Raw genomic sequence first — 16,215 nt, 5'->3', positions numbered from 1 at the left:
AGTGAAAGCACCTATCTGTAAGGTGCTTTAAAATTATTTTTTTAGTAATTTATATTTAATTAAACATAACAAACCATGCACATATTTATGTTGTAAAAATAGATGCTTATATTTTTCTTGTAGTTCCGTTCTCTTTTCTGCGATTTTTAATGGCTGATCTTTCCACGGTGAGTGAATATATGAGTTGAAAAAAAATTGACTGGCCGGATAATTAATACCCCAAGTATGCCAGGGTTTTGTGACGCCAGTATAGTGGATAAGAATGGTGCTATCAGTTATGGTATTTTTGTATTTGGATAAATCGTGGTAAGCCAATTCATTTTTCAACGTATATATACAGTTATAATCACGAGATAAATAGACGTTTTGCGTCTGAAATAATATATTTAGTGCATCTTGATCAAGGTATTTTAATTTACCAAAATTTGTTTTCCCGCGTACCAGTTCTAATGATTTTTTGGATAAATCATTTTCAATCCATTTCTTTAAATTCACATAGATTACGCCGGCATTAAAATATTTGCCATTTAAATCGGTTAACTTTAGTCGAGTCGCACTTGATTGCTGCATGTTGTCGACATCGAGTACCACGGCGGCAAAAGAATTCGCTAAGTTTAGCTGAAATAGTTCTTTTAGATTGCCTTTGCAAATAACATCAGCATCTAAATATAAAATAGAGTTTATGTTTGTACTTAAATATTCAAAAGCGATTAATCTAAAATAGGTGGCATAAGACCAGAAATCTGAGGTTGATAGTTGTTTTAATTCTTCAGCATCTAACAGATAGATAATTATATTAGAATTATACTTTGTTATCATTTTTTGGAAACGTTGTATATATTCGTCATCAATATAATCAGTAAATAGGTGAAAATTGAAATCTGTATCAATATTATTTATTAATACGGAATTTATTGATATCGCTGCACCAAGTAGGAAATTTTTATCAACGCCATAAGCAATGTTAAAATTTTTATTCTTTTCAAGAAGATTTTTTTTCCCCGCAATATTAAAACTTTGTTTTATAAAATGCTTCATGATAAACATAGCCCTTTAACTCTTTTAAAGAGAATTTTAAATTTTGCTAAATAATAGTGAGTATAATTCTTTAAACCTTCATGGTATTTTCTTTGTTTGAATTTATGTTTAGCGCAATACCTTAAAAGGTGTACGCTTTCTGCTTTTAATAGCGGTTTATTTTGCCAGGGGGAAGCATTTTTTGCTTTTATGAATGGTTGGGAAAAAGGTGATATTGCCCACTCATGCCATGGCTTGGTCGGGCCAATATAGTGAATAAAAATAGTATCAATAGCAAACGCAGCATGTTTAACGCTTTTCAGACCATAATTTATACTATATTGAGTATTATATTTTTTGGTTAGATAGATTATTTTATTTGCTAGCAGAATATTTAAAACATCTTGGTCTAAAAACGAGAATTTATTTTTTAACGCATTATTTTTAAGTAATCTCATTGCCTGCGTTGAAATATCCTCTTCTGCCCAGCGATTAAGATTAATGAATAAAAATCCAGCATTAAAATATCCTTGCGAGATATTTTCTACTTCTAATTCGAATGCTCTTTTTTGCCACCATTTTTCATCTTTTTCTGTCACAACTGCAGCAATTTCATTATTATTGAAGTGAATGTTTTGTAATCTATCTAAACTATTATTACATATGATATCTGCATCTAAGTATAAAATTTTATCTAATTTATTTGAAAAATAGTCAGCAATGATGAATCTAAAGTAGGTGGCATAGGACCAGTTTTTAGTACTAGGTAATGATTTTAAGCTCTGATCGTCAACCAAATAAATATTTATTTCAATTTTATATTGTTGCGCAAGAGTATCGAACAAGGTTTCTTGCTCATGATCAAAATAATCGGTAAATATATGGAAACAATGATTATTATTAATATTATGCAGTGCAATTGATGTTATCGAAATTCCGCAACCATATAAAAAATTTTTGTCTACCCCATAGGCAATATGGAATTTAGGTTGGCAATTAGCATGCAAATTTGGCGTTAAGCAGAGTTTTTGCGTAATAACTTTATGCTTGTCAAAATACATGTACTATACCTATTGCCTAAAATTTTTTATAAAACAAAACGGTTAGAGTTATAATCCTCTCCTAACGGTTCTTTCTTTTATTCTTTCTGCTTTAATATTAGCGCTCGATATCAATTTTTGTTCATTGTTGAGAATATTTTTTAAATTATCAGAAAAATAAATCTGCATAAAACGAAAAATATCTCGTTGGGTTAAACCAATATTCAGTGATGAAAAATATAATCCAATCAAATCCTTATCTTTCCAACGTTTTGGTACATACTGACGTATTTGGGCACGATGCAAGTCAATGATTGAAATCTTTAATTTTTTGTCATCGCCGTCAAAGGGCAAATGTAATAAAAAATGGCAAATATAGCAATCGCGATGATTGACACCACATGCATGCATTTTACGTACTATTTCAGCCATTCGACAAATTAATATTTTTTTAGTACTAAATTGGGGAGCTGAATTTTTCCAATTTGCGCAGTACTCTTCTAAGCTAATGGTTGGAATCAGCGCTTCGGTAATAATAAATGACTTACGGCGTAAAGGATTAATTCCTTTTTGACCGAAAGCTTTACCATGCATAGTGTCAATGCCTGCCTCAGTTAGACGATGGATTGCTTTCCACTCTCTATCCGCACCTAATACTGGTAAGCGTAAAGAAAATAGATTTTTTAGTACTTCTTTTAACGTAGTACCATAATGAATTTTGAGAAAATAACTTTTTTCATTGAGCATAAAGCATAATGTTTTGCGTGTCTCTAATTGACGAAAAATTTTACCATCTAGTTTTTCTATTTCTATAAAGGGATCTTTGCCTTGCCATAAGTTTTTAAAAGGTTGTTTAAGTTCAAGCATGCTGGCATCCCAAAATAATATCTGCAGCTTTTTCAGGCAAACTGTATAAATCTTGAGTATCAGCAAAGTGGCGTGCAGATTCTGACCATTGTTTTAATAGAGATTTATTAGTTAAACTTGTTGTTAAAGCATTATTAAGATTTTTTTGTTTATAAGGCTCATCTATTACTATGCCACAATCTGCATGTTTGATATAGAACGCATAGCCACATATATCTGTTGTAATTACTGGTAAACCCGCTGCAATGGCTTCGATTAATACTATGCCAGCAGCTTCTTGATAGGCAGGATGGATTAACATATCAGCAGCAGCCATCAATTCTGCTATATCATTACGCCCCTGAAAAAATAAAACTTGTTTATCTATCCCCAAATTTTTTGCTAGCCGTTGATAACGGGTAGGTGAGTCTTGTCCTACTACCATTAACATAGTCTTATTTTTTATTTTGTCAGGCAGGGAAGCTATTGATTTGAGTGTTCTGTCTACGCCTTTACGTTTAAAATCTGAACCGACTTGTAATAAAAGAAATTGGTCTTCAGAGATAGCATTTTTTTTACGATAAATTGGTTTTGCGTCAATAATTTGTTGGTCATATTTTCTACTAAGGTCAATGCCCGGTGGTAACAGATAAAAACGTGCGTCAGGTGTTTTGTAATGTTTTTTGAAATCATTAATTTGATGTTGGGTAAGCATTAATAATTTGGTGTGACTGTCTGCATCAAAAACCGCTTTTTCATAAGCAATATAATGTTTGTATCGTTTGGTTAGTTTATAAAAAAAACCTTTTTCTTTTTCAACTTTTTCTGCATAACAAACATCTGCTGCATAATAAATATCTAATCCTGGCATCTTATTAAAACCGACAATAATATCAGCCGGGTGCTGGGTTAAATGTGTTTTGACCTGATGATGAAATGCTTCATTACGCCCATTATTTGTATGTGCTTTAACTGGGATTATAATAACGTTAATATCAGCAGGAATTTGACCATCCCATACCATTGTGTAAACACGTATTTGATGCCCTCGTTTTTGGCAAGCAGAGAGAATCTGAATGAAATCTCTTTGTAGTCCACCAAAAGGGAAATATTTGTATAAACAAAATGCAATTTCCATCGGATTATATCTCTATCTCAGATTTTATGGTTTGTATATCCATTGGTAACATTTTTTTTGTAGCGGTAATAACATCTTTAACTGGAATTATTGATAGATACTTTTTATTACGATCACGTTCGTGTCGTTCTGGCATTTTTTCATAATTACCAGCCCAAATTTGAATAACGTTTTTACTCCATGGTTTCCAATATTGATGATCTGTCGCACCGAACAAGCAAATAATAGGGGTTTCTAATGCTGCTGCAATATGCATTGGTGCTGAATCTACACCGATGAATAAGGCGGCATGGCTAATTAGAGCACCTAATTCTGGAAATGTTGTTTTTCCTGCAAATTCGGTAATGGGTGATTGACGACATTGTTGTGCAATATTAGCCACACAGCTGAGATCATCTTTACTGGGACCTGATGTTAGTATCACCTGGTATGCTCTAGATTGTAGATTATCAATCACCTCAGCAAATTTTTCATCATCCCAGCACTTAAATTTTTGTCTGGCTGTTGGTTGGATAACAACATAACTACTATGTACCCCTAGAGATATTAATCGGTGATTAATTTTTTCCCAATCAGTTGGTTGGTAAGTCATTGTTGTACTGGAATACAAAGTATTAAGTTGAAGTGGTTTTAATATAGAGAGATTTTGTTCAACAACATGTTTTCCAGTTGGTTTAACCATATGTGTAAAACTTTTAGACCAATAGTTTGTATTTCTATGGTTAAATTGGTGAGAAATTTTTATCTTGGCAGGGATACATCTTACCAAAAAAGGTACAATCCATTGATCAGCTAAATTTATAATTAAATCATAATGATTTTTTCGTAATTTATTGATTAATAAAATAAAATTAACTAATTTGGCTATTGTGTTATTTTTTTTGTTTTTAATGCCATAAAGTGCATGAATTTCTCTATTTTCAGACAAGATTGGTATTGTATCTTGATAGAGAAGAATATCAATTTTAGCGGCTGGATAATTTTTTTTGAGCGTGCTAACGACAGGTGTTGTCAGCAACATATCTCCATGAAATCGCATTTTAATGATCAGAATTTTTTTAAATTGTTTATCCACTTGCTGCAGTCACTCTTGAATTGTTTGTTTATAAGTTTATCTGATTTTTGACCAATGTTATCATTATAAATTCAACAAATTTAAGATAGTTAATTTATTAGAATAATCTAAATGGTTACCTATTTGAGCATTAAAAATAACTTTTATTTTAAAAAATTTCAGCAGATTTGAAAAAATAATAAAAATTTGAATTTATATAAAGTAAAGAATTTTTAATATCATCAATTATCTTAACAATAAAATTACTGATTTGTAATTTATTATCTACTATTTTTTACTACACATCACGCTATCTATCTATTTTTTAAATAGAAATATCCATAAATATTTTTAGAAAGTTTGAATCGACAGTGGTGAAAGATTATATGGCTAGTATGAAAATAAGATAACTCGATGGTTTGATTTAGTTTATTATAACAAAAAATTGAATAATTTTTGTTACTCTTCAAGTTTCTGTTAACGGTTTGAGTAATTATGGTAATAATTTTAAATGCACCGGTTATTTCACTTTAGAGATAAATTTTAGAAGTTTATTTCATTATTCCAAAAATAGTAATTCTTGACTGTCTGCGTAATGTTTTTATTCAAAGAAAAATTATATCGATATGTAAGTTCAAACTTAATGAATAAAATAATAGGGTTTTCCTATTTTTAATAATTATTTATATTCGATAATTTTTTTCAAAAGGTTATTTATTATATTGAAAACAGATTTTTTTAGTCTATTTTAAGATAAAATTAATAAAGCTATTTGCTATTAAAGCATTAATTAAAATTTTAGTTTTATTCAAATCGTCCTTTGCACTCTTCAACACTTAGTCGATATTTTCAGTCGTTGCAATAGCTATAAAAACGCCTAGCAGTCACTTTTCTTTTTATCGGTATTAATCATATCATAAAATGTTTAGGTTGGCTGTCTTCTATATAATCGGTTAGACACCTATCAACAGCAGTTTGGTTGTCAATGATTTTTTATTAGAGGTGATATGGAGTTGTTATAGCTGTTTATATTCTTATTTTAATTAGCAAAAGATACACTGGAAAATTATCTATTTTGCTACCAACATTAGTAACTGTTACTGTCGATAAATATCTGATATCTGATATCTGATATCTGATATCTGATATCAGATAAAGTTGAGAATTTAAACTTACTTAAATTGCGACTGACCAATTTAATTGGTTTAATTAACTCAAGGCTAAAATGTCTTAATATTTTTAGTATTGAATCTTTGGACAACTTTTCTTAGGTACCATACCAATAGCCAGTAATAATAACTTATGGCGTATTTTAAACCATTAACGATTTATTTCTTGATGATAAATAAGAATATTAAAAGTGAGATATAAATTTTTCAAATAGGGCGTAGATCTTGTTGTAAAAAGAATGGAATGAATAAAAATGTGAATAATATAAGGCTTTGTTTTATATATCCAAAATACTATATAAAAAACCCAGCTTGCGCTGGGTTTTTTATTAAGAAGTTATTTAATTTTAGCTTCTTTATAAATCACATGCTTACGAACAACTGGATCGAATTTTTTCATTTCCAATTTTTCAGGCATAGTACGTTTGTTCTTCGTTGTAGTATAGAAGTGACCTGTACCTTCAGAAGAAACCAGTTTAATTTTATCGCGAATACCTTTAGCCATTCTTTAGCTCCTTAGTATTTCTCACCACGGGTACGAAGCTCAGCAAGAACTGCGTCGATCCCTTGTTTATCGATTATACGCATGCCTTTTGCTGACACACGAAGCTTTACGAAACGTTTCTCAGATTCAACCCAGAAACGGTGAGAGTGCAGGTTTGGCAGAAAGCGGCGTTTAGTTGCATTCATTGCGTGTGAGCGTTTGTTACCACTCATCGGGCGCTTACCAGTAACTTGACAGACTCGTGACATGTCTATTTCTCCAAAAATCTAATCAGCTCGAGCTTTATATCGGGAATGACTGCCTCGTCAGACTTGGAAGCCTATCTCAGCAAATTTTCTTAATATAAAAAATAACTTAACTTCAGTAAAACTCACTGAGATAGGCTCTTCTTGTCAAACCCGAGATCCTAAAAGGTGGAGTATTATACGCCCTCTAGCGCTTTCACTCAAGCCCAGAACTAATAAAGTTGCTATTTATTAGTCAAAATGTGGTACTAGAGTAGACCAAGTTCGACAAATGAAAGGCATTTTTTATGAGTGACGACAAAATGGTCAAGCAATTTTATATCTATCAAACGGCAAGCATTAGCAATTTTTTCGGTGACAATTTTATCCGCTAAACTGGGCTCTGGGTTACCCGAAGGATGATTATGTGCAAGAATAATGGATACTGCATTTACTTTAACCGCCTGCCTTAAAATTTCTCTTGGATGTACTTCTACGCGATTTATGGTGCCTTTAAACATTTCTTCATAGCAGATAATTTGATTTTGGTTGTTTAAGAATAATACAATAAAAATTTCTCTATCCTGTCCAAGATAAAAATCGAGAAGATATTTTTTCAAGTGCTTAGGACTTCTCATAATACTTTGATTAATAAGTTGTTGTGTAAAGAATCGTTTAGCGACTTCACCAATCGCTTGTAATTGTGAATACTTACAAATTCCTAATCCCTTGTGCGCTGAAAATTGTTGATAATCAGCAGATAATAGTTTGTGCAACGAGCCAAATTCTTTTAATAAGTTTTCAGCCAATATTAAAACCGGAAATCCAGGCAATCCTGTGCGAAGAAAAATGGCCAAAAGCTCTTGGTCACTTAATGATGATGCCCCATAAGCTAAAAGCTTTTCTCTAGGTTGAAGTGCATAATTTATTTCGTCCATATGTTTTTCCTGTCTATTTCCTTGTAGCTTTGACAGGTTACAGCATGCCAAAATATGGGCCAAAATTTTCTAGCGTAGTTGCGTAGCGTTTTGCAAAAAAGTTTTTTTATAGATAAAAATTGATGGTATTCTCACCTAAACTTCAGCTTATGGTAATATCAGTAGACTCATCATTTGAATTTGGATATATATGATGGCAGAACTTACAGGTAAACATATCGTACTTGGCATTAGTGGTGGTATTGCTGCTTATAAAACACCAGAATTAGTTCGTCGTTTGCGTGACCATGGTGCAATTGTACGTGTGGTAATGACGAATGCCGCCAAATCTTTTATTACACCGTTGACGCTACAGGCTGTTTCGGGCTATCCAGTTGCTGATGATTTATTGGATCCTGCCGCAGAAGCTGCAATGGGTCATATTGAATTAGCTAAATGGGCAGATTTAATTATTTTAGCGCCTGCAACTGCAGATTTGCTGGCTCGTTTATCCGTTGGTATGGCGAATGATTTATTAACAACGGTCTGTTTAGCTTCAGAGGCAACAATAGCTGTCGTACTGGCAATGAATCAGCAAATGTATCGCGCTAATATTACTCAGCAAAATATTGCAATACTTAAAGAACGCCATGTTTTAGTTTGGGGCCCAGATGAAGGTAGTCAAGCTTGTGGTGATGTTGGCCCTGGTCGAATGTTAGAGCCGTTAGCTATTGTTGAATTAGTTAAGAATAGTTTTCAGCATAAGCTAGATATGGTAAACCTGCATTTAGCAATTACTGCGGGGCCAACACAAGAAGAAATTGATCCCGTTCGTTTTGTGACTAATCATAGTTCAGGGAAAATGGGTTTCGCGATAGCACAAGCTGCTGCAAAACGAGGGGCTAATGTAACACTTATTACCGGTCCAGTTAATTTACCAACACCTGCAGGCGTTAAACGTATTAATGTTGTCAGCGCGTTGGAAATGTATAGTCAAGTACATAATATAATTGATAAACAAGATATTTTTATTGGATGTGCCGCAGTTGCTGATTATCGACCAAAAGAGTTTACAAAAGAAAAAATTAAAAAGCAGGCAGATGAAATTACTCTGACATTGGTAAAAAATCCTGATATTGTGGCAAGTGTTGGTAAATTGACTAAAAATCGTCCTTATGTCGTTGGATTTGCAGCAGAGACACAAAATGTGGAAGAATATGCCCGTAATAAGCGTACCCAAAAACATCTGGATCTTATTTGTGCAAATGATGTTTCATTAGCTGATCATGGGTTTAATTCAGAAAGCAATGCCTTGAATTTATTTTGGGAAGATAAAGAGATACATTTACCACATAGCCATAAATTAGAGCTTGGTCACCGTTTACTCGATGAGATACTTCAACGTTATGAAGAAAAAAATAGACATTAAAATTCTTGATCCTCGTGTAGGAAATAAATTTCCGTTGCCAACTTATGCGACAGAAGGATCTGCTGGGTTAGATCTACGAGCTTGCTTAGATCAGGCTATTCAATTAGAACCAGGTCAAACTGAGCTATTACCTACAGGATTAGCAGTGCATATTGCAGATCAACAATTAGCTGCAGTCATTCTTCCTCGTTCAGGTTTAGGACATAAACATGGTGTTGTATTAGGAAATTTAGTCGGTTTAATCGATTCTGATTATCAAGGTGAATTGAAGGTTTCAGTCTGGAATCGTGGTGATACAAGTTTTACTATTGAACCTGGTGAGCGTATAGCACAAATGGTTTTTGTACCAATTGTTCAAGTTGAATTTGATCTGGTACAAGATTTTGAAACGACAAAACGAGGTAGCGGTGGTTTTGGTCATTCAGGTCGTCAATAATAATCTTGTTATTTATAAAATATTATAAATTTATTAAATTTTGTGCTTTATAAATGATGAAAGGCAAGGATTGCGTGGTCTGTTTTGTTGTTTTATCAGGGGTCTTGTTTCGCCATGGCAGGAAAAGAGATAACAAAGAAGAAAAACAGGCGTGAGGAAATCTTGCAGGTGCTTGCGCAAATGTTGGAAACGAGTGATGGTAGTCAACGCATTACCACAGCTAAGTTGGCAAGTCATGTTGGCGTATCTGAAGCAGCACTTTATCGGCATTTCCCTAGTAAGGGAAAAATGTTTGATAGTCTTATTGAATTTATTGAAAATTCTTTAATTTCACGGATTAATCTGATTCTGCAAGATGAAAAAGATACCATTAGGCGTATTCGGTTGATTTTAATGTTGATACTCGGTTTTGCGGAGAAAAATCCTGGATTGACACGAATAATGACGGCACATGCGTTGATGTTTGAGCAAGTTCAGTTACAAGATAGGATTAGACAATTATTTGAACGTATCGAAGCGCAATTTAGACAGGTTTTAAAGGAAAGAAAAATACGTGATAAGCAAAGTTTTAGTTATGATGAGAGCTTATTAGCATCTCAATTATTAGTGTTTTGTGAGGGGATGCTATCACGTTTTGTACGTTCAGAATTTCGGTATTGCCCAACTAAAGAATTTGATGCACGCTGGCCTATGATCTTGGTGCAGTTGCAATAATTAATTGTACTACTCACTCCGCCTGATATTTGGGCGGAGTTTTTTTTATGTTAGTGGGTTAATAAAATTGCTAATTTTTTTATTTGTTAATAGGGAGTAATACCGTAATTCTCACGATAAGCTTTCATCGTAGCTAAATGGGTTGACATATTCGGATTTTCACTTAGATAATTAATTAAATCATTCAAAGTGATAATAGAAAATACCTTGCATTTGAATTTTTTTTCGATTTCTTGGACGGCGGATAGATTCTTTTCACCTTTCTCCTGACGATCTAGACTTAATATAACAGCACTAAGTTTAGCTTTATATCGCTTAATTATTTCTGCAGATTCTTTGATTGCAGTTCCTGCTGTAATAACGTCGTCAACGATCACAACGTTTCCTTTTAATGGGCTACCGACTAATTCCCCACCTTCCCCATGTTTTTTAACTTCTTTACGATTAAAACAGTAAGGCTTATCGAAGTGATAATGCTCAGATAGTGCAACTACCATGGTTGTTACGATCGGGATACCTTTATAGGCCGGACCAAAAATAATGTCACAAGTAGGATTATGATCCATAAACGCTTGGGCATAAAAATGACCGAGTGCAGCTAAATCTTTTCCTGTATTAAAGAGGCCAGCATTGAAAAAATAGGGGCTCTTACGACCAGATTTCAACGTAAATTCACCAAATTCCAATGCTTTTTTTTTCATGGCGAGTTTAATAAATTCGCGCTGATAACCTTTCATTAAATTTTCCTCTTTAATTTATTCTCACTTTAATTAATCGCTATAAAAAGACCGTTAAACAGATGATTAAAATTTATTGTTCTAATGCATCTTTTTGGGCGGTAAAAATAATTTGTAAACCATTTTTTGCTAAAGAAAGCAGTGATAGCAGCTCTTCATGACTAAATGGCTCACCTTCGGCAGTACCTTGAATTTCGATCATTTTACCATTATCCATCATGACAACATTCATATCTGTTTCTGCGGCAGAGTCTTCAATATATTCTAGATCACAAATAGGTTTGCCATCCACTATGCCGACAGAAACCGCAGCAACCATCGATTTAAGTGGGCTTTTTTTCAATTTTCCTTCTGTGACCATTTTATTTAATGCGTCAGTCAAAGCGACACAGGAACCAGAAATTGCAGCGGTACGAGTCCCTCCATCAGCTTGAATAACATCACAATCTAGTGTAATGGTATATTCACCTAATTGCTTTAAATCAACGGCGGCACGCAGAGAACGGGCAATAAGGCGTTGTATCTCCATGGTGCGACCCGTTTGTTTGCCTTTTGCTGCTTCGCGTATATTACGAGAATTTGTTGCCCGTGGTAGCATACCGTATTCCGCTGTTATCCAACCTTGTGATTGGCCTTTTAAAAAGCGGGGAACGCCTTCTTCGATTGTGGCGTTACATAATACTTTGGTATCACCAAATTCAATTAGAACAGAGCCTTCGGCATGTTTAGTATATTGGCGGGTAATTTTTATAGGGCGCACCTGATTAGCTTCTCTATTCTCTGGACGCATGGTGTTATCTCCGTAGTTAAATAATGTTGGTGGCGCATTATACGTTCTTCGACATTGAATGCCTATCCTATGGTTTCACTCAAGGTTATAATTTAATTTTTATTTATAGGAACGAAATATGATCCATAGTATGACCGCTTTCGCACGACGAGATATAAAAAGTGAATGGGGAAATGCGGCTTGGGAGCTGCGTTCCGTTAATCAACGTTATCTTGAAACTTATATTCGCTTGCCGGAACAATTTAGAAGTCTGGAACCTGTTATTCGTGAGCGTCTACGTGCCAGATTAACCCGAGGGAAAGTAGAGTGTAGTTTACGTTTTGAACTTAGTTCACATCAACAGAGTGAATTAGTACTGAATGAAGAGTTAGCTAACCAATTGATTAGAACTGCTAACTGGGTAAAAAAGAGTAGTGGTGAAGGAGAAATTAATCCGTTAGAAATTCTTCGCTGGCCTGGTGTTATGTCGGCTCAAGAACAGAATTTGGATGTTATTTGTACGCATTTGCTTAAAGAATTAGAACTTGCTTTAGATGATTTTATTCTCAATCGGGAAAGCGAAGGCAAGATGCTAAAAATAATGATTGAGCAACGGCTAGATGCTGTTTGTCAGGAAATTCAAGCGGTTCGTCGTCAAATGCCTGAAATTTTAAAATGGCAGCGTGAGCGCTTACAAACAAAATTAGAGGAGGCAGAAATTCAGATAGATAATAATCGATTAGAACAAGAGCTTATCATATTAGCGCAACGTATTGATGTTGCAGAAGAGCTTGATAGGCTGGATGCTCATGTCAAAGAAACACGTAATATTCTTAAAAAACAAGAAGCTGTCGGCCGTCGGTTAGATTTTATGATGCAGGAGTTTAATCGTGAAGCAAATACCTTGGCCTCAAAGTCTATTAATAGCCAAGTGACTAATTCTGCTGTTGAATTAAAAGTATTAATAGAACAAATGCGTGAGCAGATTCAAAACATCGAGTAGATTCGCAAGTAAATTCACTAAATATCATAACTTGCAACTAATACCAATAAGCCAGTGCGAATACTGGCTTTTTTAATTCAACAAGTTTCATATGATATCACTAAAGCGCACATTATTGGTGTACTTAAAAGGGTACTTAGTTGGTTTTAAGTACACTAATTTAAGGACACCTTCAATAAAATCGATAAAATATGGGAAAACTTAACGACATATAAAAAAGAACATGGATATGAAGTGGAGAACTCTTTGTAAGATGCTCAGACGGTAGTGAGCTATATTTTATTTTCCAAGCTAATAAAAAAATAAACAAGTATTATATACGTCAATTTCAATGTCTAATGGCCCCATCACTCATTTCTTTTATACAGATGTTCGACGTACAATTTAAATGTACACTTTAGGAGACATATCATGCGTACATACACTTCCACTCAAGCCCGCGCCAATATCTCAGAAGTGCTGGATGCTGCCACTCATGGTGAACCCGTTGAAATCACCCGCAGGGATGGAAGTTCAGCAGTAGTTATCAGCAAGGCTGAATTCGAGGCATATCAGAACGCTAAGCTGGATGCGGAGTTTGATGTGATTATACAGCGCTATGGGCATACTATAGAGGCATTGACAAACCGATGATATGGGTCAGCGCACAGGAAGTTATTGCTTTTCATGACCGTATATTGCAATGGCTTGCCGGCGTTGCTGGTATGCCGGATCCTAGCAGAGCGGAAGCTCTTATTTACCGGGTGCAAAATCGTGCACATTATGACGGTGTTACGGATATTTTTGAGTTGGCTGCCACTTACTGGGTTGCTATCGCCAGAGGTCACATTTTTAATGATGGCAATGAGCGTACCGCGTTTTTTGTGACCATGACTTTCCTCTACTGCAACGGTATCAATATCCGAGATAACGACAATACTTTGGAAAATTTAACGGTAGAAGCTGCTACCGGAGAAAAAACTGTTGATCAGTTAGCGCAACAGTTACGTGAGTTAGTAAATCGTATCGAGCCAATTGGTTGAATAGTCATTGTTTTTCATGTAATTAATCAAAAACTAGTTTAGTAAAAATATAATCAAATAATATTAGTAGTAAGCCACTATTCAGTACTCAAAATCATACTAGTTTATTAAGTTAAGGTGTTTTTTAAAATTGTTAGCGTGGCTAAATAACGCACTTGTATTGCTATGGTGTTGTTTTTTTAAAAAGATATTGTTAATTAGTGACAGAATATTGAAAAATTCAATCATGATAAGCATCTATCGAAAAAATATTGTTTATTTAGCACATTTATTTTCATAAAGAATAAACCATTCATAATGTTTTTATATCGTAAAATTCTTAGATAATTTTAATATGTAGGATGTTCGATATATAACTAAATGAAATTTATAGAGCAATTGAGATATAGATTAAACTGATTTTTAGAATGAAATATGGCTAATTAGTCGATATATTGATTTAATTATAAATAAATTTGTAAGCAAAAGTTTATTTCTTTGTTAAGGTTAATATATTGATATATAAGTAAAAATTAAAGTCTCGCGAAGAAAAATTGAGTTGTTAGTGGCAAATTATGATTAAAAAAAGCTATAAAGCCAGCAGAGACATCTTGCTTCTGCTGACTATATGGCTTTATGATATTGAGAAATAAATTTCCCTGGTGTTGGCCAACTTGGCAGCCTGACCTTACATGAGGTCAGGTTTTTTTATTGTTTTTATATAAATCTAATAGTGACTTTACCCTTTTTTATGCTTCGATTGTAGTTAGACTTAAGTCTAGTTTTGTACTATACTTTTGTCCTGACACGGAGGTTATTATGTATTTTGGGGGGAATTACTGGATGTCAAAGGCGTTTTTTGATAATGATACGATAAATAATGTAATAAAAAACTACTTAGATAAAGAATTAGCTGTTTTTGGGAAATTTAGGTATGCATATATAATCTTAAATAAAAGAAATCCAGCGGAAATGTTTGTGATAACAAATTATCTAGATAAGTGGGTTGAGATATATAAGGAAAGGAATTATCAACAAATAGATCCCGTTGTTATCTTTGCTCTTAATAGAGTTTCTCCTTTTGAGTGGGACGAAAGTTTGTCTGTTAATTCTAATGTTGATTTCTCCAAAATTTTTAATATTTCAAAAGATTATAATGTTGTAAATGGCTATACTTTTGTATTACACGATTATAATAATCGCCTTGCTATGTTATCAATTGTCATGATCAGTTCGGAAGTTGTGGAAATAGAAAAAAGGATAAAAGATCATAAAAATGATTTGCATATGCTTCTTCTTGATGTTCATGAAAAAATCACCTCTCTGTATCGAGAGATGATTAGACGAAACTATCAGAACCCAGCAAGTGGAAAAGATTGTTTTTCACCCCGCGAAAATGAAATTTTATATTGGGCTAGTATGGGAAAAACTTACGCGGAAATTGCAACCATACTAGGTATAAAATTGGGTACAGTAAAATTTCATATTGGCAGTGTTGTGAAAAAATTAGGCGTTATGAATGCTAAGCATGCAATAAGGCTCGGTGTCGAATTACAACTCATTAAGCCTATCTCCGAATGACGGATATATCAATGGCCATTTTTTTAAATTATTATTAACAAGTCTGTCATAATGGCTCCTTATTTTTCCAATTAGTTTATTTTGATTTTTAGAATCTATAGGTAAAAGCAGTAGATAAACTTTTTCATTTTTCTCTGATAAACCTTGTTCGATGATTGAAACCTCCCAACCGGATCGCTCTACTACTTTTAACATACCATGGCTGATAATAGTAAGAATCCCATCATAATCGCCTTTTTGCGCATAATTAATCATTGCTAGACATAGTATAAAAAAGACAGGATGTTTGTCGCAATTTAGTTCTTTTGTTCGGTCTTTGGCCACGAAAAAGCGGCTTGATTCAATATAGTTTCCTTTAGGGAGATTGAGATGCTTGAAAAAAGGGGCAAATGTGCCTGTGATCATATTAGGAAATTGCATTTCAATAAATCTAACACTACAGATGATGGTGTTACTTCTTACGCCAAATAGATAGTTAGCTTTGTCATTATCATATTCATCAAACTCCATGCCATTAATACAATTAACTGCCCAGTTAAGGCGATCTTTAAATGTTTCTTTTCTTAGCGTAAATAATTCTTTTGATTTTTTTTCAGTCAAAAGGTTGTAGTTCACATCGAATATTTCTAACATTT

Annotated in this window: 18 protein-coding genes; 7 read left to right on the top strand and 11 right to left on the bottom strand. The window is 33.7% G+C overall.

Annotation, left to right across the window (positions count from 1 at the left end; all coding sequences use genetic code 11):
• Nucleotides 1-33: 33 nt before the first annotated feature.
• The 8 genes from WH390_RS08935 to radC form a co-directional block, all read right to left on the bottom strand.
• On the bottom strand, nucleotides 34-1,038 hold the full coding sequence (locus tag WH390_RS08935) for a glycosyltransferase (RefSeq protein ID WP_032115852.1): 1,005 nt from the start codon (nucleotides 1,036-1,038) through the stop codon (nucleotides 34-36).
• Nucleotides 1,035-2,078 carry a lipopolysaccharide 3-alpha-galactosyltransferase gene (gene waaO, locus WH390_RS08930; RefSeq protein ID WP_032115797.1) on the bottom strand — a complete coding sequence of 348 codons (1,044 nt, stop codon included), beginning with the start codon at nucleotides 2,076-2,078 and terminating at the stop codon, nucleotides 1,035-1,037. The genes WH390_RS08935 and waaO overlap by 4 nt, the downstream gene beginning before the upstream one ends.
• A 48-nt stretch (nucleotides 2,079-2,126) precedes the next feature.
• On the bottom strand, nucleotides 2,127-2,924 hold the full coding sequence (rfaP, locus tag WH390_RS08925; protein ID WP_032115798.1) for a lipopolysaccharide core heptose(I) kinase RfaP: 798 nt from the start codon (nucleotides 2,922-2,924) through the stop codon (nucleotides 2,127-2,129).
• Nucleotides 2,917-4,041 carry a glycosyltransferase family 4 protein gene (locus WH390_RS08920; RefSeq protein ID WP_032115799.1) on the bottom strand — a complete coding sequence of 375 codons (1,125 nt, stop codon included), beginning with the start codon at nucleotides 4,039-4,041 and terminating at the stop codon, nucleotides 2,917-2,919. The genes rfaP and WH390_RS08920 overlap by 8 nt, the downstream gene beginning before the upstream one ends.
• A gap of 4 nt (nucleotides 4,042-4,045) precedes the next feature.
• Complete coding sequence (rfaQ, locus tag WH390_RS08915) at nucleotides 4,046-5,116, bottom strand: lipopolysaccharide core heptosyltransferase RfaQ (protein WP_032115800.1); 1,071 nt, start codon at nucleotides 5,114-5,116, stop codon at nucleotides 4,046-4,048.
• A gap of 1,485 nt (nucleotides 5,117-6,601) precedes the next feature.
• Complete coding sequence (rpmG, locus tag WH390_RS08910; RefSeq protein WP_026821921.1) at nucleotides 6,602-6,769, bottom strand: 50S ribosomal protein L33; 168 nt, start codon at nucleotides 6,767-6,769, stop codon at nucleotides 6,602-6,604.
• Between the two features lie 11 nt (nucleotides 6,770-6,780).
• Nucleotides 6,781-7,017, bottom strand: a complete 237-nt coding sequence (gene rpmB, locus WH390_RS08905; RefSeq protein ID WP_032115801.1) for a 50S ribosomal protein L28 — start codon at nucleotides 7,015-7,017, stop codon at nucleotides 6,781-6,783.
• 245 nt (nucleotides 7,018-7,262) lie between these two features.
• The gene (radC, locus tag WH390_RS08900) at nucleotides 7,263-7,931 is read right to left on the bottom strand and encodes a DNA repair protein RadC (protein WP_032115802.1); all 669 of its coding nucleotides are present in this window, start codon (nucleotides 7,929-7,931) and stop codon (nucleotides 7,263-7,265) included.
• A gap of 193 nt (nucleotides 7,932-8,124) precedes the next feature.
• Here radC and coaBC point away from each other — a divergent pair, with 193 nt between their 5' ends.
• The 3 genes from coaBC (at nucleotide 8,125) to slmA (ending at nucleotide 10,489) form a co-directional block, all read left to right on the top strand.
• On the top strand, nucleotides 8,125-9,339 hold the full coding sequence (gene coaBC, locus WH390_RS08895) for a bifunctional phosphopantothenoylcysteine decarboxylase/phosphopantothenate--cysteine ligase CoaBC (RefSeq protein WP_032115803.1): 1,215 nt from the start codon (nucleotides 8,125-8,127) through the stop codon (nucleotides 9,337-9,339).
• Nucleotides 9,317-9,775, top strand: a complete 459-nt coding sequence (dut, locus tag WH390_RS08890) for a dUTP diphosphatase (RefSeq protein ID WP_032115804.1) — start codon at nucleotides 9,317-9,319, stop codon at nucleotides 9,773-9,775. Before coaBC ends, dut begins: the two co-directional genes overlap by 23 nt.
• 114 nt (nucleotides 9,776-9,889) lie before the next feature.
• Nucleotides 9,890-10,489 carry a nucleoid occlusion factor SlmA gene (gene slmA / locus WH390_RS08885; RefSeq protein WP_032115805.1) on the top strand — a complete coding sequence of 200 codons (600 nt, stop codon included), beginning with the start codon at nucleotides 9,890-9,892 and terminating at the stop codon, nucleotides 10,487-10,489.
• A gap of 86 nt (nucleotides 10,490-10,575) precedes the next feature.
• Here slmA and pyrE read toward each other — a convergent pair whose 3' ends face one another.
• Complete coding sequence (pyrE, locus tag WH390_RS08880) at nucleotides 10,576-11,226, bottom strand: orotate phosphoribosyltransferase (protein WP_032115806.1); 651 nt, start codon at nucleotides 11,224-11,226, stop codon at nucleotides 10,576-10,578.
• Between the two features lie 73 nt (nucleotides 11,227-11,299).
• Nucleotides 11,300-12,016, bottom strand: coding sequence for a ribonuclease PH (rph, locus tag WH390_RS08875; RefSeq protein ID WP_032115807.1), 717 nt, complete (start codon nucleotides 12,014-12,016; stop codon nucleotides 11,300-11,302).
• A 118-nt stretch (nucleotides 12,017-12,134) separates the two neighbouring features.
• On the opposite strand from rph, the gene WH390_RS08870 reads away from it, so the two are divergent.
• The 4 genes from WH390_RS08870 (at nucleotide 12,135) to WH390_RS08855 (ending at nucleotide 15,580) form a co-directional block, all read left to right on the top strand.
• The gene (locus WH390_RS08870) at nucleotides 12,135-12,998 is read left to right on the top strand and encodes a YicC/YloC family endoribonuclease (RefSeq protein WP_032115808.1); all 864 of its coding nucleotides are present in this window, start codon (nucleotides 12,135-12,137) and stop codon (nucleotides 12,996-12,998) included.
• Nucleotides 12,999-13,409: 411 nt separating this feature from the next.
• Entirely contained in the window at nucleotides 13,410-13,631 is a 222-nt protein-coding gene (locus WH390_RS08865) for a type II toxin-antitoxin system Phd/YefM family antitoxin (protein ID WP_032115809.1), read from the top strand.
• The gene (locus WH390_RS08860) at nucleotides 13,628-14,020 is read left to right on the top strand and encodes a type II toxin-antitoxin system death-on-curing family toxin (protein ID WP_032115810.1); all 393 of its coding nucleotides are present in this window, start codon (nucleotides 13,628-13,630) and stop codon (nucleotides 14,018-14,020) included. The genes WH390_RS08865 and WH390_RS08860 overlap by 4 nt, the downstream gene beginning before the upstream one ends.
• Before the next feature lie 822 nt (nucleotides 14,021-14,842).
• On the top strand, nucleotides 14,843-15,580 hold the full coding sequence (locus WH390_RS08855; RefSeq protein ID WP_032115853.1) for a LuxR family transcriptional regulator: 738 nt from the start codon (nucleotides 14,843-14,845) through the stop codon (nucleotides 15,578-15,580).
• Here WH390_RS08855 and WH390_RS08850 read toward each other — a convergent pair.
• Nucleotides 15,551-16,213 carry an acyl-homoserine-lactone synthase gene (locus tag WH390_RS08850; RefSeq protein WP_032115811.1) on the bottom strand — a complete coding sequence of 221 codons (663 nt, stop codon included), beginning with the start codon at nucleotides 16,211-16,213 and terminating at the stop codon, nucleotides 15,551-15,553. The genes WH390_RS08855 and WH390_RS08850 overlap by 30 nt on opposite strands.
• Nucleotides 16,214-16,215 lie beyond the last annotated feature (2 nt).

Origin of the sequence: Candidatus Arsenophonus nilaparvatae, from assembly GCF_045346035.1 — a bacterium.
GTDB classification, from domain to species: Bacteria; Pseudomonadota; Gammaproteobacteria; order Enterobacterales; family Enterobacteriaceae; genus Arsenophonus; species Arsenophonus nilaparvatae.
Note: the sequence above shows the minus strand (reverse complement) of the source record. Positions and strands in the feature narration are given on the sequence as shown.